This is a genomic window from Rothia sp. CCM 9419 (assembly GCF_048512815.1).
Lineage (GTDB): Bacteria > Actinomycetota > Actinomycetes > Actinomycetales > Micrococcaceae > Rothia.
Genome location: NZ_JBLXXY010000008.1, coordinates 72,902 through 95,686, shown reverse-complemented (window position 1 = coordinate 95,686; position 22,785 = coordinate 72,902). Strand labels below are relative to the sequence as shown.

The window sequence follows — 22,785 nt, the reverse complement described above, 5'->3', positions numbered from 1 at the left end:
GACGTGTATTAATCTAACACTTTAGGGGACGTTACTGGATATTTCTACTAGATGATACTCAGATTAAGTCAGATTATTTAGACCAATCACTCCTAATAAACGACGAATTATTATATTCTGTCATTTAAATTATTTTGAGATTTTCTTGCGAACTTTCAATCGCATCAATAAGCCCCTCAACAGACGGACCCCGAGACAAAACCCCACGGCTAGAATTCACCAAAACCTGCGATTGGCAACCAGAAAAAACCTCATACAATTGTTCAGCCGTAGCACCCTGAGCACCATACCCTGGAGCTAAAATCGGACCGTTAAAACCAGACAAATCAATCGATAGTACATCTAAAGCATCAGCCACTGTCGCACCAACAACGAGACCACAAGAACCCATCCGTTGCCACGACTGCTCAGCATTTCTCTCCTGAGCAGAACGAATCACCTCAGCAGCAACAGAACGCTCTCCCCCACGATGCTGGACACTCTTACCCTCAGGATTAGACGTCAACGCCAGAACAAAAACCCCACGTCCTTGAGACTCAGAAAGTTCCAAGGCCGGAGATAAACTTCCAAACCCAAGATATGGACTAAGAGTCAGCGCATCACTTGCAAGAGACGAAGAATCATCCAACCACGTATGAGCATAAGCACTCATCGTAGAACCAATATCTCCACGCTTTGCATCAGATATCACCAACAGCCCCAGGCTCTGCGCCTGTTTGATACAACGCTCTAAAGCCAAGAAACCAGCTGAACCATAGCTCTCAAAAAAAGCAACCTGTGGTTTGACGGCAGCAACTTTTCCAGCACATGCCTGAAGAACTAACTGCGAAAAACGCTCTACACCATCAGCGCTAACAGACAACCCCCACTGCTGCAAAAGCTGAGGATGAGGATCAATACCCACACATAACGGCCCATACTGCTCCATCTTCTGAAACAGCACATCGCCAAAACCTACACACGAATTACGCATCAGCCAACTCCTCAGACTCACTGAGACGACGCATCTGCTCAGCCTTTAACGAAGCACTATGTTCTTGTAAAGTCATCACATCCCAGCTGTGCTCACGCATCGCCTGAATAGCCTGTACTGTCGCCCCAAACTCCGATACCGTCGTCATCACAGGGCAACCAACAGAGGTTGCTGCGGCACGAATCTCATACCCATCACCACGGGCATTCTCACCACCGGAAGGCGTATTAAGAATCAACGAAATTTCACCCTCAATAATCATCTGAACAATGGATTTCTCATCTGCTGTAGTTTCAGCAATCTTTGGAACAACCACAGAATCAACACCATTACGACGTAACACCTGTGCCGTACCACCAGTAGAAATAATTTCAAAGCCAAGACTTTGCAACATACGAACATAAATAATCGCATGACGCTTATCCCTATTAGCAATAGAAACAAAAACCTTGCCTTCAACAGGTAACGCCCCTCCAGCAGCACTCTCTGCCTTCGCAAAAGCCGTATCAAAATGTCGATGTAAGCCCATCACCTCACCAGTAGAGCGCATCTCAGGGCTTAGCAACGAGTCCACGACCACGCCTTCAGGGGTACGGAAACGACTAAAAGGAAGCACTGCTTCTTTAACCGCAATAGCAGTATCTGAAGGCAAAGAAGCTCCATCCATGGTGACCGGCAAAACACCTTCAGACTGTAGCTGAGCAATACTCTTGCCCATACCAATTAACGCTGCTGCCTTAGCTAACTGAACGCCTGTAGCCTTTGACACGAAAGGAACCGTACGCGAAGCACGAGGATTAGCCTCAATCACATACAAAACATCAGATTGCACCGCAAACTGAATATTAATCAGTCCACGAACGTTGACACCACGAGCAATCTTAAGCGTCGCTTCCTTCACTTGAGCAATAGTGTCAGGGCTCAAAGTAATAGGAGGTAAAGTACATGCTGAATCGCCAGAGTGAATACCAGCTTCTTCAATGTGCTCCATCACACCGCCAAGATAAAGCTGCTCACCATCGTATAAGGCATCCACATCAATTTCGATAGCGTCTTCAAGGAACTTATCAATCAAGGCAGGTTGTGAAGGCGAAACCTCGGTGGCGTTCTCAAGATAACGAGCCAATTGCTTAGGCTCATACACAATCTCCATGCCACGACCGCCCAAAACATAGGAAGGACGAACCAACACCGGATAACCAATCTCATCAGCAATACGACGAGCATTCTCAAACGTAAAAGCGGTACCATTCTTTGGTGAAATCAGTTCAGCTTCTTCAAGAACTCGAGAGAACTCACCACGGTCTTCTGCTAAATCAATAGATTCAGGTGAAGTGCCAAGAATCGGCACACCGGCTTCTTTCAACGCCTGAGCGAGTTTCAACGGAGTCTGCCCACCCAACTGAACGAACACCCCAAGAAGACCACCAGTACGACGTTCTGCATCAATAATCTCTAAAACATTTTCAAGAGTGAGAGGCTCAAAATACAGACGGGTTGAAATATCGTAATCGGTTGAAACAGTCTCAGGATTGCAATTCACCATCACCGTCTCATACCCAGCTTCACGCAACACCAATGAAGCATGAACACACGAATAATCAAATTCAATACCCTGACCGATACGGTTAGGACCAGAACCCAAAATCATCACAGACGGCTTTTCATGAGGAGCAATCTCATCTTCCATATCGTAAGAAGAATAATGATACGGAGTAAAAGCCTCAAACTCTGCAGCACAAGTATCAACCGTTTTGAAAACAGGACGAATGCCCAAAGCATAACGGATACCTCGAACAACTTCCTCTGAGGAACCCACGATATGTGCAATCTGCGCATCAGAAAAACCATGTCTCTTCGCCAGACGTAGAGTCTGCTCATCAAGGTTTTTATGCTCACGAATATTCTCTGCTACTTCATTGAGCAACACCAACTGGTCTAAGAACCATGGGTCAATACCAGTAAGCTGGTAGAGCTCCTCAACCCCAAGACCAAGAGCTAACGCTTGTTGAACATAGTGGATACGCTCTGCCGTCGGACGGGCACAAAGCTGACGTAACTGATCGAGGTCTTCCTCGGTTGCAGAAGAAATATCAAAACTGAATTCTGCCCCCTTCTGCTCCAAAGAACGCATTGCTTTTTGCAGAGCCTCCGTAAAGTTACGGCCTAATGCCATCGCCTCACCGACCGATTTCATCGTTGTTGTTAGCGTGGGGTCAGCTGCGGGAAACTTCTCAAATGCAAAACGTGGAACTTTAACAACAACATAATCTAAGGTTGGCTCAAAAGATGCCGGAGTCTTCTGCGTAATATCATTAGGGATTTCATCTAAGGTGTATCCCAATGAAAGCTTCGTCGCAATCTTTGCGATAGGGAACCCTGTCGCTTTAGATGCCAACGCAGAAGAACGAGACACACGAGGGTTCATCTCAATGACGATAATACGTCCGCTGTGAGGATCCACCGCAAACTGGATATTACATCCACCCGTATCAACACCCACCTCACGAATAACGTTAATAGAAATATCACGGAGTTTTTGGAACTCACGGTCAGTAAGGGTTAAGGCTGGTGCAACAGTAATGGAATCTCCAGTGTGTACGCCTACTGGGTCAAAATTCTCGATAGAACAAATAACAACAACGTTATCGTTCTTATCACGCATCATTTCTAGCTCGTATTCTTTCCACCCAAGAATAGATTCTTCTAGAAGAACCTCACTTGTAGGGCTGTACTGAATACCAGCACCGGCAATACGGTATAAGTCTTCTTCGTTATAGGCCATACCAGAACCTAAACCGCCCATCGTAAAGGAAGGGCGCACCACCATCGGGTAACCTAGTTCTTCAGCTGCCGCCAAAGCTTCTGGCATGCTATGAACGATGACCGAGCGAGCAGACTCACCACCAGCACGTTCTACGACACCCTTGAACTTTTCTCGGTCTTCACCAAGATTGATAGCTTCAATATTCGCACCAATCAGCTCTACCTGATACTTTGCCAAAACACCTTGGCGGTCAAGGTCAATTGCGGCGTTGAGGGCTGTCTGCCCGCCAAGAGTTGGCAAGATCGCGTCAGGACGTTCTTTTTCAATAATTTTTTCAATAACTTCTGCGCTGATTGGTTCAATGTATGTTGCATCAGCAAACTCTGGGTCAGTCATAATCGTCGCAGGGTTTGAGTTCACAAGAATCACTCGGATTCCTTCTTCCTTGAGAACTCGAAGCGCCTGAGTGCCGGAATAATCGAACTCGGCTGCCTGCCCGATCACAATAGGGCCAGAACCGATAACGAGCACAGAGTTGAGGTCTTTTCTACGTGGCATTGTTTACAAAATCCTTTGTGAGTTTCTTAGTTCTGGTGTTGTTTCATCAAATCGATAAAGCGGTCAAAAAGATACGCTGCATCATGTGGCCCAGCCGCAGCTTCAGGATGATACTGCACTGAGAAGGCTGGAATATCTAAGCAACGTAATCCTTCAACAACACGGTCGTTGAGGCCGATATGAGAAACCTCAACACGACCAAATTCCTCACATGGAGCCGTCACCACCTCATCGAGAGGTGCGTCCACTGCAAAGCCATGGTTTTGGGCTGTAATCTCTACTTTGCCTGTTGTCTTATCAAGAACAGGTTGGTTAATCCCACGATGCCCGAAAGGCAACTTATATGTACCAAAACCTAAGGCACGACCTAACAATTGGTTACCAAAGCAAATACCAAAGAACGGAATAGAAGAACGAAGAACCTGTTGTAGAAGTTCAACCTGCTGGTTGGCAGTAGCGGGGTCTCCTGGGCCATTTGAGAAGAACACGCCGTCAGGTTTGACCGCCTGAATAGCCTCAAAGTCTGATGAAGCAGGCAAAACATGAACACGAACACCACGACGTGCGAACTGTTCGGGCGTCATAGATTTAATGCCTAAGTCCAAAGCCGCCAAAACTCCTTGAACGGGACCCTCCCACCCGAAGTCTTGTGGCTCAACGGTATATGCTTGTTCAGAAGAAACACTCTCCGCTAACTGTCGTCCCTGCATCGGCTCAGACTCTTGCACCATCGTCAACAGTTCAGATACCGGACGTTGCGCGTACTCGCCCGAAAAGATACCAGCACGCATAGCGCCAGCAGAACGTAAATGACGGGTAAGGGCACGAGTATCAATCCCCTCAATACCTACAATTCCCTGCGCTGAAAGATAATCATCGAGAGAACCTTCACTACGCCAATTTGAAGGACGTCGGGCAGCATCTCGTACAACGTATCCGGCAACCCACACTTGACGTGATTCCGCATCCACAGCGTTAACACCAGTATTTCCAATATGAGGAGCAGTCTGCACCACAATTTGACCAGCGTAAGAAGGGTCAGTGAGAGTTTCTTGATAACCGGTCATACCGGTAGAAAAGACGGCCTCACCGAGAGTCTTTCCTACTGTTCCATAAGCCTGTCCACGGTAAACCGTGCCATCTTCTAATACGAGAAGAGCGGGCTGGTGCTGAGTTAGATTAGACATCAACTAACTTCCTTATATAGTGTTTTGCGATAATTCGCATCAATCATTGAGGACTAAAGAGCTGGAAGAGAATCCTTCGCCTGAGGTGCTCTTCGAAGAATTTCTTTCTGAATATTTTCTTGCTCCTGCGGGTGCAATAGCCTAAACCCTGTATCAACGGCAGTGCTATTGAACATCCACGAGATGATGAGAAGACCATCCTTCTCAACAAACTTTCCGTTAATACCTGATTCTTGGCGTACTGCAATAACATCGCGATAAGGAATCCATAGGTGTTGTGCACCTTCTCTGGCTAAAACAAGTCCTTCATCAAAAATGAATAACTCAGCCCGAGATTTAACACCTAAAGTATGCACTGCAACACGAGCCAACCAATCCCCTAGTAGAGTTGTCACAACATACGTTCCAGCTACAACAACATCAGGCGGTAACTCATCGTAACGTTCTGGTACCGGCGCTAAAGGGCCTAGCTCACTTTGACGTCTTTTACGTGCCGACCAGCCACGCCACATCAAAAGGCAAGCTAAGACAACAACACCGATACATACAAGCGCGGGGAAAAAATATTTTGACATGGTTTAGAGGCTGTTCCCCTCTGCTGGTTGTCGGCGCGGCGTCGCTAAAGACCCCTCTAAAACAGTAGGATGACCGGCAAAGAAGGTTGCACGAACGGCGCCTGGAACTTCTAACCCCTGGTACGGATTATTCTTACCTCGTGTCGCCTGTTCAGCTGAGTTGATAACGCGTGTTGCTTGAGGATCATAAAGTACGATATGTGCTGGCTCGCCTGGTGCAATGGGACGTCCTTGACCTGTTGCACTGCCAATACGAGCAGGACGGAAACTCATAATTTCTGCAACACGCTCCCAACCAATAAGACCAGTATCAACAAGCGTTTTCTGAATAATTGATAATGCCTGTTCCAAACCGGTCATACCATTTGCCGCGCAAGCCCATTCGCAATCTTTAGACTCTACTGGGTGCGGAGCATGATCTGTGCCAATAATATCGATCGTTCCATCTGCAACCGCCTGACGGAGAGCCATAACGTCTTCTTCGGTTCGCAAAGGAGGATTCACCTTATATACAGGGTCGTAGCTTCGGACAAGTTCTTCGGTCAAAAGTAAATGATGAGGTGTTGCTTCAGCCGTCACCTGAACACCACGAGACTTAGCCCAGCGCACAATATCTACTGCCCCACGTGTTGAAAGATGGCAGATATGCACACGAGAATTAACATGTTCAGCTAAAAGAACGTCCCTAGCGATAATGGATTCTTCAGCTACAGCAGGCCATCCTGCTAAACCAAGTTCTGCTGAAACTTTTCCTTCATTCATCTGAGCACCTTCGGTTAACCGAGGTTCTTGCGCATGTTGAGCAATGACTCCGTCAAAAGTCTTGACGTATTCTAGGGCTCTACGCATCAGTGCCGGATCCCATACGCACATACCATCATCAGAGAAAACCCGTACTTGAGCACGAGAATCTGCCATCGCACCGATTGCTGAAAGACGTTCTCCTTTGAGACCTACGGTTACTGCGCCAACAGGATAGACTTGCGCCCAGCCTGCTTTTTTTCCAAGATCATATACCTGCTCAACAACTCCTGCAGTGTCTGCCACAGGCTGAGAATTCGCCATCGCAAAAACCGCTGTATAGCCACCTAAAGCAGCTGCTTGAGTTCCAGATTCAACCGTTTCAGCATCTTCTTGGCCCGGTTCTCTCAAATGGGTGTGCAAATCGACAAGACCAGGTAAAGCAATGAGCCCCTGTGCTTCAATGGTGTGAGCATCATCAGCTGTCAATGCTGTACCTATCTGCACAATCTTTCCGGCCTCAATAAGGATATCTGCTGTATCTTGACCAAGAATAGAAACATTTTTAATGAGATATTTTTCTGTCATGTTCTCTCGCTATGGGTGAATCTGTGTGTTATTTGAAGAGTAAAGTTCGCTGCCGTCTTGGCCAGTCATTAGCATATAGAGCACCGCCATGCGCACAGAGACTCCGTTATTGACCTGACGAAGAACCCACGATTGTGAAGAATCTGCTGCAAGAGAACTAATCTCAAGCCCGCGGTTCATTGGGCCCGGATGTAGAACGGCTGTCTGTTCTCCCGAACGTTCTAAAGCTTTGAAACGTTCAGGGGTAAGCCCCCATAGTCGGGCGTATTCTTCAACGCTAGGGAAGAACGCAGCATTCATACGTTCTTTTTGAATACGAAGTAGCATTACCGCATCAACACCATGCGCTAAGGCCTGATCAAAGTTGTAGTACACCTGAACTGGCCAATGATCAATATCATGAGGTAAAAGAGTAGGCGGTGCTATAAAAATAACCTCTGCTCCTAATGTGTGTAGAAGCCAGAGGTTTGAACGAGCAACACGAGAGTGAAGGATATCGCCAACAATAGCGACACGCATTCCCTCAAGTGCAGCACCTTGAGTCGGAATACCTGATAGCTGATGCTGGAACTGTCGAAGTGTCATAGCATCTAAAAGTGCCTGAGTAGGGTGAGCGTGTGTACCGTCGCCAGCATTAAGAACTGGAATATTGGTCCATCCAGCTTCTGCTAAACGCTGAGGTGCCCCTGATGCGCTATGACGAATCACAAACGCGTCAGCATTAATTGCAGCTAAGGTCTGAGCAGTGTCTTTGAGAGATTCCCCTTTAGAAACAGAAGAACCTTTAGCAGCAAAATTAATGATGTCGGCGCCGAGGCGTTTTTCGGCTGTTTCGAAAGAAAGTCGAGTACGAGTAGAGTCTTCAAAGAAGAGATTTACCACGGTACGGCCCTGTAAGACAGGAAGTTTTTTCACCTCCTGCCGGCCCACTTCTGCCATATAATCGGCGGTATCGAGAATACTTATCGCTTCTTCGCGAGTTAATTCTTTAGTGTCTAGTAAATGACGCATGGTCTTTTATTCTCCGCTATTAGGGTGCAAAATCTCAACGCGATCGGTGCAACCGTCAATTTCTTCGAGATATACACGAACAAGTTCTTCAGATGAGGTGGGAAGGTTTTTACCAACGTGGTCTGCACGAATAGGTAATTCGCGATGTCCCCTATCAACGAGAACAGCTAGACGCACACATGCCGGACGCCCGTAGTCTTTGAGAGCGTCTAAACCTGCTCGAATCGTTCTTCCGGAATATAAAACATCATCGACGAGCACGAGATTTTTACCGTTAATACCGGATGCTGGTAGAACTGTTGGTAAAGGAGTCTTCTCAGGTTTTGAATTGAGATCATCTCGGTATTTTGTAATATCTAATTGACCGAGGCATAGCTGAGGATTAAAAGACGAATCAGTGCGCGCAATCTTTTCTGCTAAACGTTGCGCTAATGGTGCGCCCTTGCGCTGAATCCCCACAAGGACAAGATTTTCTGCACCACGATTTCCTTCAAGGATTTCGTGAGCAATACGTGTCAAGGCACGGTTAATATCGGCTTCGTTAAGAATGGTGCGACCCATCACTGGGTAGAGTTCACTCATCTGCCGGCCTCCTTCCCCGCCTCACGGGACGGACTTAAAGGTTGCTTGCTTTATGGAGCAATCTATCATGTTTTATCTTGGCAAACCTGCAAGAAGAGATGTTTTGAGAAAAGTTTTTGAGAAAAACGATGAAGTTATCCGGTAAATCAGCACGTCACCACGCATAAAACGGTGGGGTGGCCACATAGTGTAGCCACCCCACCGTTGAAAGATACTTTTATGCAAGAAGCGTAGGTTTAACTTGACGCAACCGCTCCAAAAGACCATTGATGAACTTAGGTGAATCGTTAGTCGAAAGCACCCGAGCTAGTCCCGTTGCTTCTGAAATAGCAACAAGATCTGGAACCTCATCATTATAGAGAAGTTCCCATGCTCCGATACGCAAAAGAATACGATCTACGCTAGGCATACGGTCCATGGTCCAGTCCTGAGAGTACGTTTCGATATACTCACGAATCTCTTCGTCATGTTCTTGTACACCGCGCACAATCTGCTCAGAGTACGTAGAAATCTGCGCGGAAGTATGTAAACGACGACGAGTCAATACGTCTAGAATCTCATCATCTCGTTGCTCAGCTTCAAAAAGAACTTCAACTGCTCTCAATCGAGCTTTAGTTCGTGAATTCACGTATTTTATGCCCTGTTCTTCTAGTCGTTTACACGACCAAGATACTCACCGGTACGAGTATCAACCTTAACTTTAGTGCCAGTCTCCAAGAAGAGTGGAACCTGAATCTGAGCACCAGTCTCAACTGTTGCAGGCTTTGTGCCACCGGTAGAGCGGTCACCCTGAAGGCCAGGCTCAGTGTACGTAATCTCAAGAACAACAGATGCAGGAAGCTCAATGTATAGTGGCTCACCCTCATGCATCGCGATAGTAGCAACCTGAGACTCAAGAAGATAATTTGCTGCGTCACCAACAACAACCTGAGGAACGTTAATCTGATCGTAAGTTTTTACGTCCATGAAAACGTAATCATCACCATCTTGATAGAGATACTGATAATCAGAACGATCAACAGTAGCAGTATCGACCTTTGCGCCAGCGTTAAACGTACGATCGACAACTTTGCCGGAGGTTACATTACGCAACTTGGTACGAACGAACGCTCCACCTTTTCCTGGCTTGACGTGCTGGAATTCGATAACCGACCAGAGGTTACCATCAATCTTAAGTACAACGCCGTTCTTAATGTCAGCGGTAGTAGCCAACCGACTCTCCTTCAAATATATGGGAATTATCAATAATCAAATGATTCTTAGCCATTGTAACGCTTCAACGAGATAAAGACAGCTGTATTGGACGAAGAAACATAAAATAGATGCTCCCCTGTGCCAGAACACACAGCCTTCATCATATAGATGAGGGTCTATAAAGCCTACGAGGTAGAAGAAACTTCCTGATACGTTGCAAACAACAAAGAATCATCAGGAACTTCATAAATACGAGGTGAACCATACCCCTCAAGAAGGACGAAACGAAGCAAATTTCCACGAGCCTTTTTATCTCGGCGCATCGACTCAATGAGCTGCTGCCAACGGTCCCCACGATAACTCACCGGAAGACCCACCGACTGACAGATACGACGAGTACGCTCTACCACTGACTCATCAACATACCCTGCAGCCAAAGATAACTCAGCAGCAAAAACCATGCCTACCGCAACTGCCGCACCATGACGCCACTGATAACGCTCAACTCGCTCAATAGCATGACCAAAAGTGTGGCCATAATTCAGGAATTCTCGAAGGCCAGATTCCTTTAAATCCTCAGAAACAATACGAGCTTTAACACGGATAGAGCGCTCAATTAAATCACGAATTACTGCAGACTGAGAATCACGTAAAGCATCAGGATTGCCTTCAATAATATCGAGAATCTCAGGATCAGCAATAAACCCACATTTAATGACCTCTGCCAGCCCCGTCAATAATTCATGAACGGGCAAAGTCCGTAACGTTCCTAACTCGCATAAAACAGCTGCCGGAGGGTAGAACGTCCCTACCAAATTCTTTCCCTCAGCAGTATTAATCGCTGTTTTTCCACCGATTGCAGCATCGACCATGCCAAGTAAAGTTGTCGGGATATGAACAACCTTCACACCGCGCAACCAGGTGGAGGCCACAAAACCTGCCACATCGCTGACTGCTCCGCCACCAATAGAGATAATTGCATCAGAACGAGTAAAATCATTCTTCCCTAACACCTGCCAGCAAAAACCTGCTACTTGAAGATGTTTTCCTTCTTCTGCGTCAGGTATCTCTGCGCTGAAAGAGTCATAACCGGCCGAACGTAAATCTTCCATGACCAGTTCACCGGTAGAACGCAAAGCCCTCGGATAAATCATCAACACACGGCGAGTTTGAGCACCCAGAATCTCAGGTAACTGAGCTAAAAGATGATGTCCAACAAAAACATCATAATTTTCTTGCGGGGTATCTCCCGTAACCGAAATAACGGTTGGCTCCATATTATTGCTCATGCTGTTACTCCCCCACGAGTACGTAAAATAAATTGTTGAACTTCTGCAGCAATCTCTGAAATAGGACGAGACCCCCGAACATCCAACGTGTAGCTTGCTAACTGTTCATAGCGTTCTTTGCGTAGTTGAAAAATATCATTCCAACGCTGGATAGGATCCCCTTGCAAAAGTGGACGCGTCTTATTACCTAAAATTCGTGGGCGAACAGTATCAGCATCCACCTTCAGATAAATAACACACTCATTTTTGAGTTTCTGTGCAACCTGCTCACTCATGGGTGCACCACCACCCAACGAAAAAATACTATTGCGATACTGTGGAGACTCAAGAACTTGAAAAATAGTTTCGCTCTCAACTTTACGAAAATATTCTTCTCCTAAAGTATCGAACATTTCTGGTATCGATCCATATTGTTCGGTAATGAGCTGATCTGCGTCTAAAAACTGATACCCATAAAAACGGGCACAGTGCATCCCTATATAAGACTTTCCAGCAGCCATCGGACCAATAAAAACTACTGGCCGACGGCGATCTAAGAACTCTTCTTGAACTTCACGAACATGCTGAGGGTCCGGTGATGAGACACTAACACGCTCTGGAGAAAGACGCTGCTTCGACATAGGCGTCTAACGGTCCCAACCGGCAACGTTCGACTCCCAGCTCAAAGACTGCGGAATAGCAGCAAGATAAGCATCCATATTCCGTCGAGTCTCAGTCACAGAGTCCCCACCAAACTTCTCTAAAGCAGCTTCAGCAAGAACCAGTGCAACCATCGCTTCAGCAACAACACCAGCAGCAGGTACCGCGCATACATCTGAACGCTGATGGTGAGCTTTTGCAACCTCACCAGTAGAAGTATCAATAGTTTTCAACGCTTTAGGGACTGTAGCAATAGGCTTCATCGCAGCACGAACTCGCAAGAGGTCTCCGATACTCATACCACCTTCGATACCTCCGGCACGATTTGAATCACGAGTAACACCGTGCTCATTCACGCTTATCTCGTCGTGCGCACGAGTTCCCGGACGAGAAGCTGTCAAAAACCCATCTCCAACTTCGACACCCTTAATGGCTTGAATCCCCATTAATGCAGCAGCAAGACGTGCATCAAGACGACGGTCCCAATGAACGTAAGAACCAAGCCCAGGAGGAAGACCGTAGGCAAGGACTTCAACAACCCCACCAAGAGTCTCACCATCTTTATGAGCCATATCTACAGCCTGAACCATCGCAGCAGAAGTGGCAGAATCAAAACAACGTAATGGGTCAGCATCAAGTGCCCCAACATCAGAAGGGCATGGACGAGGAGCATCTTCTGGAGTGCATACATCAGCAATAGCTGTTGTATGACTTACCAACTGCACTCCTAGAGCTTTGAGAAGCTGAGAAGCAACAACACCGAGAGCTACACGAGTTGCCGTCTCTCGTGCGGAAGCTCTTTCTAGAACAGGTCGTGCTTCATCAAAATCATATTTCTGCATTCCCGTAAAATCAGCGTGCCCAGGTCGAGGACGAGTCAATGGCGCGTTCCGTGCGCGTCCTTCGAGTAGTGCAGGATCTACAGGGTCAGCGCTCATCACATCAACCCATTTTGGCCATTCCGTATTCGCAATCTCTAAAGCAACAGGTCCACCCAGTGTTTTACCATGACGCACCCCACCTAAAATACGAACCTGATCCTCTTCAAACTTCATACGTGCTCCACGCCCGTAACCGAGACGACGTCGAGCCAAAGCGTCACGCACCATCTGCGAGGTCAGTTCTACACCTGCTGGGACGCCCTCAATAATACCGACAAGAGCTTCACCGTGAGATTCACCGGCTGTGAGCCAACGCAACATGGTCTGACTTCCTTTACATATGTAGTGTGATAACCAAAAGGTTCTTCCCTAAGCACTAGAGTACCCAGAAAATAAACTGAATAAAATTTTTGATGTCTTCACATGAAAACTGTATTAACCACAAGAACCAAAATGTTCCATCGAATAAACATTAAGCGGTAGCTTATTTCGTGGTAACAACCCAATAGCTGAACACATCGCATTCATCATCTGAAGCTGTTCAGGTAACGTCTCTTCTAACGCATGACCTGTAAAAAGCTTAATCTGGTCGATAGCCTGATACAGCAGCATATCTAAACCAGAGACAATAACTCCCCCAGCATCTTCCCAACGCGAGGCAATGGTAGAAGGCCACGGGTCATAACTCACATCGAAAAGTACACCGTTCAAAGAAGACCCCAGCGTTGGGGCAAATTGATCAGCCACTCCTGCCGGCAAAGTTGAGATAACGGCTTCATAAACCGAATATTGTGAAGCAAAATCTTCAAAACGACAGATGTTAAGACGTATCTCCAGTTTCTCGGCTAGCCGAAGAACAGTTGCCGCGCGCTCTACAGAACGCACATAAAGATCGACCTCAGTAGAACCCAAAAAGGACAGTGCCATCAATGCAGAGGTAGCAGTTCCGCCACCACCAAGAATAGCCCGTGGCGAGTCGTCTGTAGATACACGAACACCAGCATGGTGCAAGGCATTGACGATGCCCGAAACATCAGTATTATGCCCTATAGCTCGTCGAGAAGAACCTTCACCTCGCCAATACACCGTATTGACAACATCAAGAACCTTCGCAAAATCAGTCAGTTCATGAAGATTCTCAATCACGGCGTTTTTCAGCGGCATCGTTACAGAATAGCCAACCACATTTTCGGTTAGAGCAGGTAAAAACCGTTCTGGAAGTTCCTCAATAGAGGTTTTCCAACGACCATAATCAATCTCATACCCAAGATGCTCATAGGCAACCTGATGAAGGCTCGGAGAAAGCGAATGCTCAATAGGGTCACCTAGAACAAAAGCTTTCTTCCGAGTATTCATCGAATCATCTATTTTAGGTGCACTTGCCATCATGTTCACGACACCATCTATCGTATTCTTCAACGTTCTTCAGATGCTGACGATAGGTCTTAGCAAACTTTGTTTCGCCAGTATCAAGATTGACAGTCACCCAGAAATAGTAGTCATTCTTATCGGGGTTTGCTGCGGCATCAATAGCGTTAGTACCCGGTGAACCAATAGGGCCAGCAGGAAGGCCTTTGTAATAGAAAGTGTTGTACTTATTTGACGGGTCTTGCTTTTGCTCATTTGTAATGTGAACGGTCTTCTTCCCTAGACCATAAGCAACCGTAGCATCGGACTGAATGTACCCGCTAGTTTCCCCATCAGGGTTATTAATACGGTTTTCGATAGCCCCTGCAATAGCCTTATAGTCAGGCGTAATACCTTCAAATTCCACGATGGAAGCTACCGTTAGAACATAAAATGCTTGCTCATCGCCCTTTACACCAGCATCAGATAATGCTTTCTTCGTCTCATCGACAATGCTTTGCATAATATCTTTGATGTCTGTTCCCTGGTCAAAACGATATTCACCAGGATGCATCCAACCTTCTAGAGAAGGGAAATTAGCAGGAACTCCAAGACTCTGAGGGTTCTGATTAAACTTATTGAGTTCATCTCGTGAAACACCAGTAGCTTGAGCAATAATATCTAGAGATTCTTCGATACGAAGAGTCTGAGCCAAAGCAATATACACTTGATTAGCTTCGTTCAAACGGAGAAGAACATCAAGTGCTGATTGGCTGCTCATCTCTTCTTGAAGGTTATACTCACCAGGCTGAATATACTTCTTCTCTCCCATATCACTGTAGACAGAGAGGAAACGGTCAGCGTCAGCAATAACACCCATTTTCTCTAGCTGGTTTGCTACACCAATAGTAGAAGCACCAGGGGCAACCGTGAAGCTCACGCTTGTCCCATTACCGGAACCACTAAAATCTTTGCGCTTGAACCACCCTAGCTGAGGGCTAATAATTGCGATAATCATGACCACGGCAATGGCAAAAACAAGTCCTGCACTGAGCATGGTATTGCGCCTGCGAAGACGAATTTTACGCCGTTGTTCAGGAGTGAGCAGATCATGCTCAACAACTAATCCGAGGATACCCTCACGTTCATCTTCTTCAGAGGGGCTCAAAATCATTTTGAGGTTCTCTGGCTCATCACGGTGAACTGAACGTTTCGGCGATCGGCTCGAGTTCGTTTTATTGCTCACTCAAGTTCTCCATATCGTTTTTCGTCTGTGGTGCTGAGGAAATCTCCTCAGCGCATTCTATTGTCTGAGGCTCCACTAAAAATCCAGCAACATGATTGCCTGCTTTCAGTGTGTCTAGGCAATACTGCAAGATATTAACTGCAGCTACCTGATCCACCATTGTCTTAAAATCTCGTGACGATACCCCAGCCTCATGCAAAGTGCGATGAGCACTGACCGTCGTTAAACGCTCGTCTACTAACCATACAGGAATGGAATATCCTTCTGCTACAAGTTCAGTAACGAGATCTTGTGCATAAGAACGAGCCATAAGCGTTGATGATGATTCTCCACCGCGCATGGTCTTAGGTAAGCCCACGAAAATTTCGGTAACTTCGTGGACTTTCACCAGGGTACGCAAGACTCTACGATCAGAGTTCTTTTTAAGGTCTCGACGTAAAGTCTTGAGCGGCGTCGCTAGAATTCCATCTCTATCGCAGAGGGAGAGACCGACGCGAGCGTTACCCACGTCGACTCCCATGCGCACTCCTGGTGTAAAAGTCATAGGTTAAGCACTGACTTTCGCAAGTTCAGAACGAATAGCGGTGAGCGCATCCTCAACCTTTGTTGGGTCTTGTCCGCCACCTTGAGCCATATCGTCCTTGCCGCCACCGCCGCCACCAAGGATGCCTGCAGCAACACGAACCAAAGCTCCAGCTTTAACGCCGTGTTCACGAGCACCTTCATTAGTTGCCACGAGAACAACCGGGCGACCATTATTAACAGCTGTTACTGCAACAACAGCAGGCTCTGAGCCTAGACGTTGACGCAAATCCATTGCAAGATTACGTAACTCATTCACTGATAGTTCACCAGCATTATGAACGAGAGCTCGGATTTGTCCGATGAGTTCTGCTGATTCTACTAGTTTTCCAGCTTCAGCCTGAAGTTTTTCAGTACGAAGTTTCTCCAGCTCTTTTTCAACACTCTTCAGTTTTGTCAGAGTCTGAGAAAGACGTTCTGGAAGTTCAGCAGAAGATTGTACTTTCATCATGCCTGTCAGCTGGTTAACAAGAGTACGTTCTGTTGCCAAATGGTTAAAGGAGCTATATCCGACAAGCGCTTCAACACGACGGTTACCAGAACCAACAGATTGTTCTGAAAGCAATGTCAAAGAACCAATCTCTGCAGAGGATGACACGTGGGTTCCTCCACAAAGTTCACGAGAGAAATCTCCACCAATTTCGACGACACGTACGGTATCACCGTATTTTTCACCGAAGAGACTCATTGCGCCGAGTTTCTTCGCCTCATCTAACGGCATCTCTCGTGTCACAGTCTGTAGGTTGTCACGAATTGCGGTGTTAGCAACTTCTTCAACTTCACGCTGAACAGACTCAGATAATCCTTCACCCCATGCAAAGTCGAAACGTAGGTAGTCTTCTTTATTGAAAGAGCCACGCTGCGTTGCTTCATTTCCAAGCACTTGGTGCAATGCTGCGTGCACAATATGTGTACCAGAGTGAGCTTTTTCACCATCGCGACGGCGACGTTCGTTCACCTGTGCAACAACTTCAGCACCAGCTAGAGCTTCGCCTTCACGAACAACACCACGATGCACGCTCAAACCTTTAACAGGTTGCTGCACATCATCGATATCAATCACAAAACCGTTACCACTAATCACTCCGGTATCAGCTGCCTGACCACCTGCTTCAGCGTAGAAAGGAGTCTCATCCAAAACGATTTCAATGCGGTCCCCTGCCTGAGCAACAGGAACAGTAACACCATTAACCAAAATAGCGCGTAAGACAGTCTGTGTTTTGAGCTCTTCATAACCGGTAAATACGGAGCCGCGTTCATTAGCAAGTTCACGTAATGCAGAAAGATCTGCGAAAGCACCCTTTTTGGCTTTAGCATCTTTTTGTGCGCGAGTACGTTGCTCTTCCATGAGCTCACGGAAAGCTTTTTCGTCGACTTTTACTCCAGCTTCTTCAGCCATTTCTAGCGTCAAGTCGATGGGGAAACCATAGGTGTCATGCAAAGTGAAAGCTTCAGTTCCAGAAACAATAGAGCTTCCCTTTTTAGCTTCTTTAACAGCTTCTTCGAGACGTTCAGTACCTGACTCAATAGTTCTTAAGAATGCTTTTTCTTCCGCATACGCAATACGTGAAATACGCTCAAAGTCTTCAAGCACGACGGGGAATGCGCCACCCATTGCATCGCGAGAAGCTGGGAATAACACTGGCAAGCATGGCTCAGTAACACCTAAAAGTCGCATAGCTCGAATAGCGCGACGCATCAGGCGGCGGAGAATATATCCACGACCTTCGTTAGAGGGGGTCACGCCATCAGCAATGAGCATCAGTGAAGAACGGATATGGTCTGCAACAACACGCATCCGAACGTCATCTTCATATCCTTCATCTTGAGCTGTTTCAGAACCGTGGTATGTCTTGCCTGATAGTTTTGCTGCAGCATCAAGTACCGGACGAACCTGATCGGTTTCGTAGAAGTTTTCAACGCCTTGTAATAGCATTGCAAGACGTTCAACGCCTAGACCCGTATCAATATTCTTCTCAGGTAGATCCCCAAGAATTTCAAAGCTATCTTTTCCAGTACCTTCACCACGCTGGTATTGCATGAACACAAGGTTCCAGATTTCAATGTAGCGATCATCGTCAACAGCAGGGCCACCATCTTTACCATAGGCAGGCCCACGGTCATAGAAGATTTCAGAGTCAGGACCAGCAGGGCCAGGCTGTCCAGTAGACCAATAATTTTCTTTCATACCCATACGCTGTACGCGTTCGGCAGGTAGCCCGACGGTCTTCGTCCATAGCTCGTAGGCCTCATCATCGCCTTCATAGACGGTCACCCAAAGACGGTCTGGGTCAAGACCAAACCCGCCTTTTTCAACAGAGGTAGTAAGAAGTTCCCACGCCCAAGGGATAACCTCTTTTTTGAAGTAGTCGCCGAAAGAAAAGTTGCCAGCCATCTGGAAGAACGTTCCGTGGCGAGCTGTTTTACCTACTTCTTCAATATCGAGGGTGCGGATACATTTCTGTACGGAAGTTGCTCGACGATAAGGAGGAACTTCACGACCCAAGAAATAAGGAATAAAAGGAACCATACCGGCGATGGTAAACATTGCACCTGGCTCGTTGGAAACAAGCGAGGCGGAGGGAACGACTGTGTGACCGCGTTCTTTAAAGAATTCAAGCCATCGCTTTGATATTTCCTGTGAAAGCATGAAGCTATATTCCTAACCTATGATGATGAATAAATGTTCTAAAAATGTATAAAAGGCTACTAGAACCGATAACGTTTAAGACCCGCTAGAAGTATGACCTTCAAAAAAGTCTTCACCTAGCTGACGGTCACGTTGAACTCTACGTTCCGTGCCGGCCAGTGGCGAAGGCGTATTATGCGGTGTTAGTTCAGCACTGTCAGAGTTCTCAGGTACTGCCCATGTGTCTAAAGAACCGGGGCGAGCCTCATTCTTTTGTTCTTGAAATCTTTGTTGTAGCTGAGCTTCGTGTTCTTGCATCCCGCTTTTTACTTGAGCAGCAAATTGAGTTGCTTTTAGTACAACCTTTTGAAGAGGTTGCCCCCACGGAGAATCAAAGAAGCGTGCCACTTGAGCCTTCCGTCCAGAAGCTGAAGATAACTCTGATGAAGTTCGTTGTGCCAATGCTTGGCTCACGTCTGTTGTTTGGTTGATGCGCTGCGCCAGATAACCAGCTACTGCCCCACCAGCTAATAATGCCGCACTTTTCCAGAACCCCATTATGGACGCTCCTTCGGTGTTGCAGGTGGTGTGTTTTGTTTATCTGAACGCATAGCTTTACGTACACCATAAGAGAATGACGCAACCTTAATAAGAGGTTGCCCAACCGTTGATGTCACCAACGAGGAAAGAGCAGACACGTTAGCTGAAGCGTCAGAAACGTTATTGGTAATGTCGTCTACTTTTTCTAATTGGGTATTGGTGGTTGTAACAGTTTTCGTCACTTCCCTAATTAAAGGAGTGGTTTCTCCGTTGAGAGAACGAATCGTTACTACTAGTTCGTCAAAAACTTTCCCTAATTTAATGATGGGTAAGGCTAGAAGCGCTACAAGTATTGCAAATACTGCCGCAGCGATAAGCCCGGCAATGTCTCCACCGCTCATAGATCCTTCTTTCCTCGTGTGTACGATGTGCGCCTCAATATCAGAAATTAAGAACACGAATTGATAACAATACTACTGCATGGAATAAGATACAGACGATTTATTTTCGGGTTATCGTATTTTCTCATCTTTTTCGGAGCACACATTAACCGCAGAAAACGACGGTTGAATCAAAAACTGACGCATTAAAACGGACAACCCGTGCCCTCTTCCAGTGATGGAAAGAGCACGGGCTGTACGAACGTATGCTTATGCCAAACGTGAGTAGTATTCAACGACAAGCTGCTCTTCGCAGATGACCGGAATCTCTTCACGCTTAGGTAGACGATCGAGCTTAGCGTGGAGCTTCTCAATCTCAACGTTGAGGTATGCCGGAGTATCAGGCAAAACATCTTTGTGTGCACCGGTAGCAGCTACCTGGAAAGGAGCCATCTTTTCAGATTTAGGGTGAACGTGGATGAGCTGACCTGGCTTCACACGGAAGGAAGGACGGTCAACACGAACACCATCAACCATAATGTGGCGGTGAACTACAAGCTGACGTGCCTGAGCAATGGTGCGTGCAAAACCGGAACGCAAAACGAGTGCGTCAAGGCGAGTTTCAAGAATCTCGACCATGTTCTTACCGGTCTGGCCTTCAACGCGCTTAGCTTCGAGGTATACGCGACGCATCTGAGCTTCACGAATGTTGTACTGAGCGCGTAGACGCTGCTTCTCGCGAAGGTGGGTTGCGTAGTTGGAATCAGCCTTACGACGGTTACGACCATGCTGACCGGGGCTGTAAGGACGACGTTCGAAGTACTTTTCTGCCTTAGGAGTCAGCGCAATACCAAGAGCACGAGAATGACGCACGGTACGGCGGGTGCGGTTATTTTTAGCCACAATTTACCTTTCATAGCGGTTGGTAGCACACAAAACAGCTAGTGTGCTGACCATTTGTTCTGATGGATTGGCCTCCAAAATATCCGCACACGATTTCATGCGGTGGAGAGTGTGAAGCAGCCGCACTTCAGACACTGCAACCTATTTGGTGATCACATCGAAATGTGCGTTTTAGATAGGCTTGCCAACCACGGTTCTACCTTACCTCACATGTGCATAAACACCTACACATCTTAGGTGTATTTTTTCACACCTATTTTTCATGATTTTTCCGTGTGGTTTCACCAGATGAAGACCCTCGTAAAATTTTTACAATAGCTCTCAAACGACGAGCAATATTCTTTTCCTCACCATACTCAGTGGGGTGGTAATATTTCCGACCTACTAAATCATCTGGCAGATATTGTTGTTCAGCTACAGCAAAAGGAACACTATGAGGGTAAATATAATCACGCCCATGACCCATTTCAGCTGCCCCAGGATAATGGCTGTCACGAAGGTGCACAGGAACGGCTCCACCTTTACCGGCTTTCACGTCCCCTAGTGCCTGAGAGATACTAGCAATCACAGCATTAGATTTAGGTGCTGTCGCAAGGTGAATAGTTGCTTGAGCAAGATTAAGACGAGCCTCTGGCATACCAACTAGTTGCACAGCCTGTGCGGCATTCACTGCAGTAGTTAAAGCGGTAGGATCTGCCATGCCAATATCTTCACTAGCGTGTACGACTAAACGACGGGCAATAAAACGAGGATCTTCCCCCGCCGTAATCATCCTTGCAAGATAATGCAATGCGGCATCAACATCTGAACCACGAATAGACTTAATGAAGGCACTAATGACGTCATAATGTTGATCACCGTTACGGTCATATCGAATAGATGCTTGGTTCAACGCCTCTTCAGCATGTTCTAAAGAAACCACGATAGGGCGTGAACTTTCAGATTCTTCTATCACTTCTTTAAGAGATAGTTTTTCTTGCCCATAAGCGGTAGCTACAGCTGCTTCTAAGGCAGTTAACGCTTTACGAGCGTCACCTTTTGACAAAGCGACAAAATGTTCAAGTGCATGTTCTGATATCTGGACGTTTCCAGCGAAACCGCGAGAATCTTCAACTGCTCGAAGTAATAGTTGACGAATATCATCGTCTTGTAAAGATTCTAAAGTGAGCACTAAAGACCGTGACACCAGCGGAGAAATAATAGAAAAGGACGGATTCTCCGTAGTTGCAGCAACGAGAACAACCCAACGGTTCTCAACGCCAGGAAGTAAAGCATCTTGCTGGGCCTTAGAGAACCGATGAATCTCGTCTAAGAATAATACGGTAGTTGTTCCATACATGTCACGATCTAATAGAGCTTGTTCCATGACCTGACGAACGTCTTTAACACCAGCTGTTATTGCAGAAAGTTCAACAAATTTTCGCCCACCACTACCCCTAGCAATAACATGCGCTAGAGTAGTTTTTCCCGTACCTGGAGGGCCCCATAAAATGACAGACTGGGGCCCAGCTGGTCCAGCTGACTCTCCCGCTAAAATCCTCAAAGGTGCGCCCTGATGAAGAAGTTGCTTCTGTCCAATCACCTCATCTAAGGTACGTGGGCGCATCCGCACTGCCAAAGGTGCCTGAGTAAAAGATCGACTCGCTTCAGGAGCAGGTTTTTCGTTGCCATCATCAAGGGTAAAAAGAGAATCTGTCACGTTGCTATCCTACCCTTCCCCACCATTGCGGAAGGACTTTTATAGCTCATCACTATCAAGAATAATAGTTACAGGACCATCATTGATGAGGCTAACTTGCATCTCAGCACCGAATATTCCTTGAGAGACTTCTGCACCTAATTCTTCAAGATACTGAACGTAACTATTAAATAGAGGCTCTGCCACTTCTTGTCTAGCAGCAGCTGACCACGAAGGACGGCGTCCACGGCGAGAATCTGCATATAAGGTAAACTGCGACACAGCTAAAATGGGTGCCCCAATATCTGAACAGCTTTTTTCACCCTCGAGAAGACGCAATTTCCATGTTTTCTCCGCAAGTTTTTTGACAATCTCAGGGGTATCAGTGTGAGTGATACCAACTAAAACTAGTAACCCCGCACGGTCGATAGCACCAACTTGTTGTCCACCTACACAGACCTCAGCCTGCTGTACACGTTGAATCACGACTTTCAT

General features: G+C 46.7%; 21 protein-coding genes. All 21 read right to left on the bottom strand.

Annotated elements, in window-relative coordinates:
• Positions 1 to 124 precede the first annotated feature (124 nt).
• The 21 genes from pyrF to dtd all read right to left on the bottom strand — a co-directional run bounded on the left by pyrF (position 125) and on the right by dtd (position 22,785).
• A complete protein-coding gene (gene pyrF, locus ACN08W_RS07625) occupies positions 125 to 973 on the bottom strand; it encodes an orotidine-5'-phosphate decarboxylase (protein WP_419109175.1) in 849 nt (282 codons plus the stop codon).
• Positions 966 to 4,298 (bottom strand): carbamoyl-phosphate synthase large subunit, encoded by a 3,333-nt coding sequence (gene carB / locus ACN08W_RS07620; protein ID WP_419109174.1) that lies wholly within the window; start codon positions 4,296 to 4,298, stop codon positions 966 to 968. Before carB ends, pyrF begins: the two co-directional genes overlap by 8 nt.
• A gap of 26 nt (positions 4,299 to 4,324) precedes the next feature.
• The gene (gene carA, locus ACN08W_RS07615; RefSeq protein ID WP_419109173.1) at positions 4,325 to 5,485 is read right to left on the bottom strand and encodes a glutamine-hydrolyzing carbamoyl-phosphate synthase small subunit; all 1,161 of its coding nucleotides are present in this window, start codon (positions 5,483 to 5,485) and stop codon (positions 4,325 to 4,327) included.
• Positions 5,486 to 5,538: 53 nt separating this feature from the next.
• The gene (locus ACN08W_RS07610; protein ID WP_419109172.1) at positions 5,539 to 6,060 is read right to left on the bottom strand and encodes a hypothetical protein; all 522 of its coding nucleotides are present in this window, start codon (positions 6,058 to 6,060) and stop codon (positions 5,539 to 5,541) included.
• Positions 6,061 to 6,063: 3 nt separating this feature from the next.
• Positions 6,064 to 7,389, bottom strand: a complete 1,326-nt coding sequence (locus ACN08W_RS07605) for a dihydroorotase (RefSeq protein ID WP_419109171.1) — start codon at positions 7,387 to 7,389, stop codon at positions 6,064 to 6,066.
• Between the two features lie 9 nt (positions 7,390 to 7,398).
• Positions 7,399 to 8,400, bottom strand: a complete 1,002-nt coding sequence (locus ACN08W_RS07600) for an aspartate carbamoyltransferase catalytic subunit (protein WP_419109170.1) — start codon at positions 8,398 to 8,400, stop codon at positions 7,399 to 7,401.
• A 6-nt stretch (positions 8,401 to 8,406) separates the two neighbouring features.
• A complete protein-coding gene (gene pyrR / locus ACN08W_RS07595) occupies positions 8,407 to 8,982 on the bottom strand; it encodes a bifunctional pyr operon transcriptional regulator/uracil phosphoribosyltransferase PyrR (protein ID WP_419103755.1) in 576 nt (191 codons plus the stop codon).
• Positions 8,983 to 9,199: 217 nt separating this feature from the next.
• A complete protein-coding gene (gene nusB / locus ACN08W_RS07590; protein WP_419103754.1) occupies positions 9,200 to 9,610 on the bottom strand; it encodes a transcription antitermination factor NusB in 411 nt (136 codons plus the stop codon).
• A gap of 20 nt (positions 9,611 to 9,630) precedes the next feature.
• Positions 9,631 to 10,194 carry an elongation factor P gene (gene efp, locus ACN08W_RS07585; RefSeq protein WP_419101667.1) on the bottom strand — a complete coding sequence of 188 codons (564 nt, stop codon included), beginning with the start codon at positions 10,192 to 10,194 and terminating at the stop codon, positions 9,631 to 9,633.
• 167 nt (positions 10,195 to 10,361) lie between these two features.
• Positions 10,362 to 11,465, bottom strand: coding sequence for a 3-dehydroquinate synthase (gene aroB, locus ACN08W_RS07580; protein WP_419103753.1), 1,104 nt, complete (start codon positions 11,463 to 11,465; stop codon positions 10,362 to 10,364).
• Positions 11,462 to 12,085 (bottom strand): shikimate kinase, encoded by a 624-nt coding sequence (locus tag ACN08W_RS07575; protein WP_419103752.1) that lies wholly within the window; start codon positions 12,083 to 12,085, stop codon positions 11,462 to 11,464. The genes aroB and ACN08W_RS07575 overlap by 4 nt, the downstream gene beginning before the upstream one ends.
• Before the next feature lie 6 nt (positions 12,086 to 12,091).
• Positions 12,092 to 13,306, bottom strand: coding sequence for a chorismate synthase (aroC, locus tag ACN08W_RS07570; RefSeq protein WP_419107321.1), 1,215 nt, complete (start codon positions 13,304 to 13,306; stop codon positions 12,092 to 12,094).
• A 114-nt stretch (positions 13,307 to 13,420) separates the two neighbouring features.
• The gene (locus tag ACN08W_RS07565) at positions 13,421 to 14,374 is read right to left on the bottom strand and encodes a shikimate dehydrogenase family protein (protein ID WP_419109169.1); all 954 of its coding nucleotides are present in this window, start codon (positions 14,372 to 14,374) and stop codon (positions 13,421 to 13,423) included.
• Positions 14,355 to 15,578 carry an endolytic transglycosylase MltG gene (mltG, locus tag ACN08W_RS07560; protein WP_419103749.1) on the bottom strand — a complete coding sequence of 408 codons (1,224 nt, stop codon included), beginning with the start codon at positions 15,576 to 15,578 and terminating at the stop codon, positions 14,355 to 14,357. The genes ACN08W_RS07565 and mltG overlap by 20 nt, the downstream gene beginning before the upstream one ends.
• A complete protein-coding gene (gene ruvX / locus ACN08W_RS07555) occupies positions 15,568 to 16,122 on the bottom strand; it encodes a Holliday junction resolvase RuvX (protein ID WP_419103748.1) in 555 nt (184 codons plus the stop codon). The genes mltG and ruvX overlap by 11 nt, the downstream gene beginning before the upstream one ends.
• A gap of 3 nt (positions 16,123 to 16,125) precedes the next feature.
• Positions 16,126 to 18,810 (bottom strand): alanine--tRNA ligase, encoded by a 2,685-nt coding sequence (gene alaS / locus ACN08W_RS07550; RefSeq protein ID WP_419107319.1) that lies wholly within the window; start codon positions 18,808 to 18,810, stop codon positions 16,126 to 16,128.
• A gap of 75 nt (positions 18,811 to 18,885) precedes the next feature.
• The gene (locus tag ACN08W_RS07545; RefSeq protein ID WP_419103746.1) at positions 18,886 to 19,347 is read right to left on the bottom strand and encodes a hypothetical protein; all 462 of its coding nucleotides are present in this window, start codon (positions 19,345 to 19,347) and stop codon (positions 18,886 to 18,888) included.
• The gene (locus ACN08W_RS07540) at positions 19,347 to 19,730 is read right to left on the bottom strand and encodes a DUF948 domain-containing protein (RefSeq protein WP_419103745.1); all 384 of its coding nucleotides are present in this window, start codon (positions 19,728 to 19,730) and stop codon (positions 19,347 to 19,349) included. Before ACN08W_RS07540 ends, ACN08W_RS07545 begins: the two co-directional genes overlap by 1 nt.
• 249 nt (positions 19,731 to 19,979) lie before the next feature.
• Entirely contained in the window at positions 19,980 to 20,612 is a 633-nt protein-coding gene (gene rpsD / locus ACN08W_RS07535) for a 30S ribosomal protein S4 (RefSeq protein ID WP_419103744.1), read from the bottom strand.
• Positions 20,613 to 20,865: 253 nt separating this feature from the next.
• Positions 20,866 to 22,311, bottom strand: coding sequence for a replication-associated recombination protein A (locus ACN08W_RS07530; protein WP_419109168.1), 1,446 nt, complete (start codon positions 22,309 to 22,311; stop codon positions 20,866 to 20,868).
• A gap of 39 nt (positions 22,312 to 22,350) precedes the next feature.
• Positions 22,351 to 22,785 (bottom strand): D-aminoacyl-tRNA deacylase, encoded by a 435-nt coding sequence (gene dtd / locus ACN08W_RS07525; protein WP_419109167.1) that lies wholly within the window; start codon positions 22,783 to 22,785, stop codon positions 22,351 to 22,353.

Excerpts from the sequence above, each read along its gene's own strand:
- pyrF (WP_419109175.1), bottom strand. The coding sequence starts at position 973 with ATGCGTAATTCGTGTGTAGGTTTTGGCGATGTGCTGTTTCAGAAGATG.
- carB (WP_419109174.1), bottom strand. The coding sequence starts at position 4,298 with ATGCCACGTAGAAAAGACCTCAACTCTGTGCTCGTTATCGGTTCTGGC.
- carA (WP_419109173.1), bottom strand. The coding sequence starts at position 5,485 with ATGTCTAATCTAACTCAGCACCAGCCCGCTCTTCTCGTATTAGAAGAT.
- ACN08W_RS07610 (WP_419109172.1), bottom strand. The coding sequence starts at position 6,060 with ATGTCAAAATATTTTTTCCCCGCGCTTGTATGTATCGGTGTTGTTGTC.
- ACN08W_RS07605 (WP_419109171.1), bottom strand. The coding sequence starts at position 7,389 with ATGACAGAAAAATATCTCATTAAAAATGTTTCTATTCTTGGTCAAGAT.
- ACN08W_RS07600 (WP_419109170.1), bottom strand. The coding sequence starts at position 8,400 with ATGCGTCATTTACTAGACACTAAAGAATTAACTCGCGAAGAAGCGATA.
- pyrR (WP_419103755.1), bottom strand. The coding sequence starts at position 8,982 with ATGAGTGAACTCTACCCAGTGATGGGTCGCACCATTCTTAACGAAGCC.
- aroB (WP_419103753.1), bottom strand. The coding sequence starts at position 11,465 with ATGAGCAATAATATGGAGCCAACCGTTATTTCGGTTACGGGAGATACC.
- ACN08W_RS07575 (WP_419103752.1), bottom strand. The coding sequence starts at position 12,085 with ATGTCGAAGCAGCGTCTTTCTCCAGAGCGTGTTAGTGTCTCATCACCG.
- aroC (WP_419107321.1), bottom strand. The coding sequence starts at position 13,306 with ATGTTGCGTTGGCTCACAGCCGGTGAATCTCACGGTGAAGCTCTTGTC.
- ACN08W_RS07565 (WP_419109169.1), bottom strand. The coding sequence starts at position 14,374 with ATGATGGCAAGTGCACCTAAAATAGATGATTCGATGAATACTCGGAAG.
- ruvX (WP_419103748.1), bottom strand. The coding sequence starts at position 16,122 with ATGACTTTTACACCAGGAGTGCGCATGGGAGTCGACGTGGGTAACGCT.
- alaS (WP_419107319.1), bottom strand. The coding sequence starts at position 18,810 with ATGCTTTCACAGGAAATATCAAAGCGATGGCTTGAATTCTTTAAAGAA.
- ACN08W_RS07545 (WP_419103746.1), bottom strand. The coding sequence starts at position 19,347 with ATGGGGTTCTGGAAAAGTGCGGCATTATTAGCTGGTGGGGCAGTAGCT.
- ACN08W_RS07540 (WP_419103745.1), bottom strand. The coding sequence starts at position 19,730 with ATGAGCGGTGGAGACATTGCCGGGCTTATCGCTGCGGCAGTATTTGCA.
- dtd (WP_419109167.1), bottom strand. The coding sequence starts at position 22,785 with ATGAAAGTCGTGATTCAACGTGTACAGCAGGCTGAGGTCTGTGTAGGT.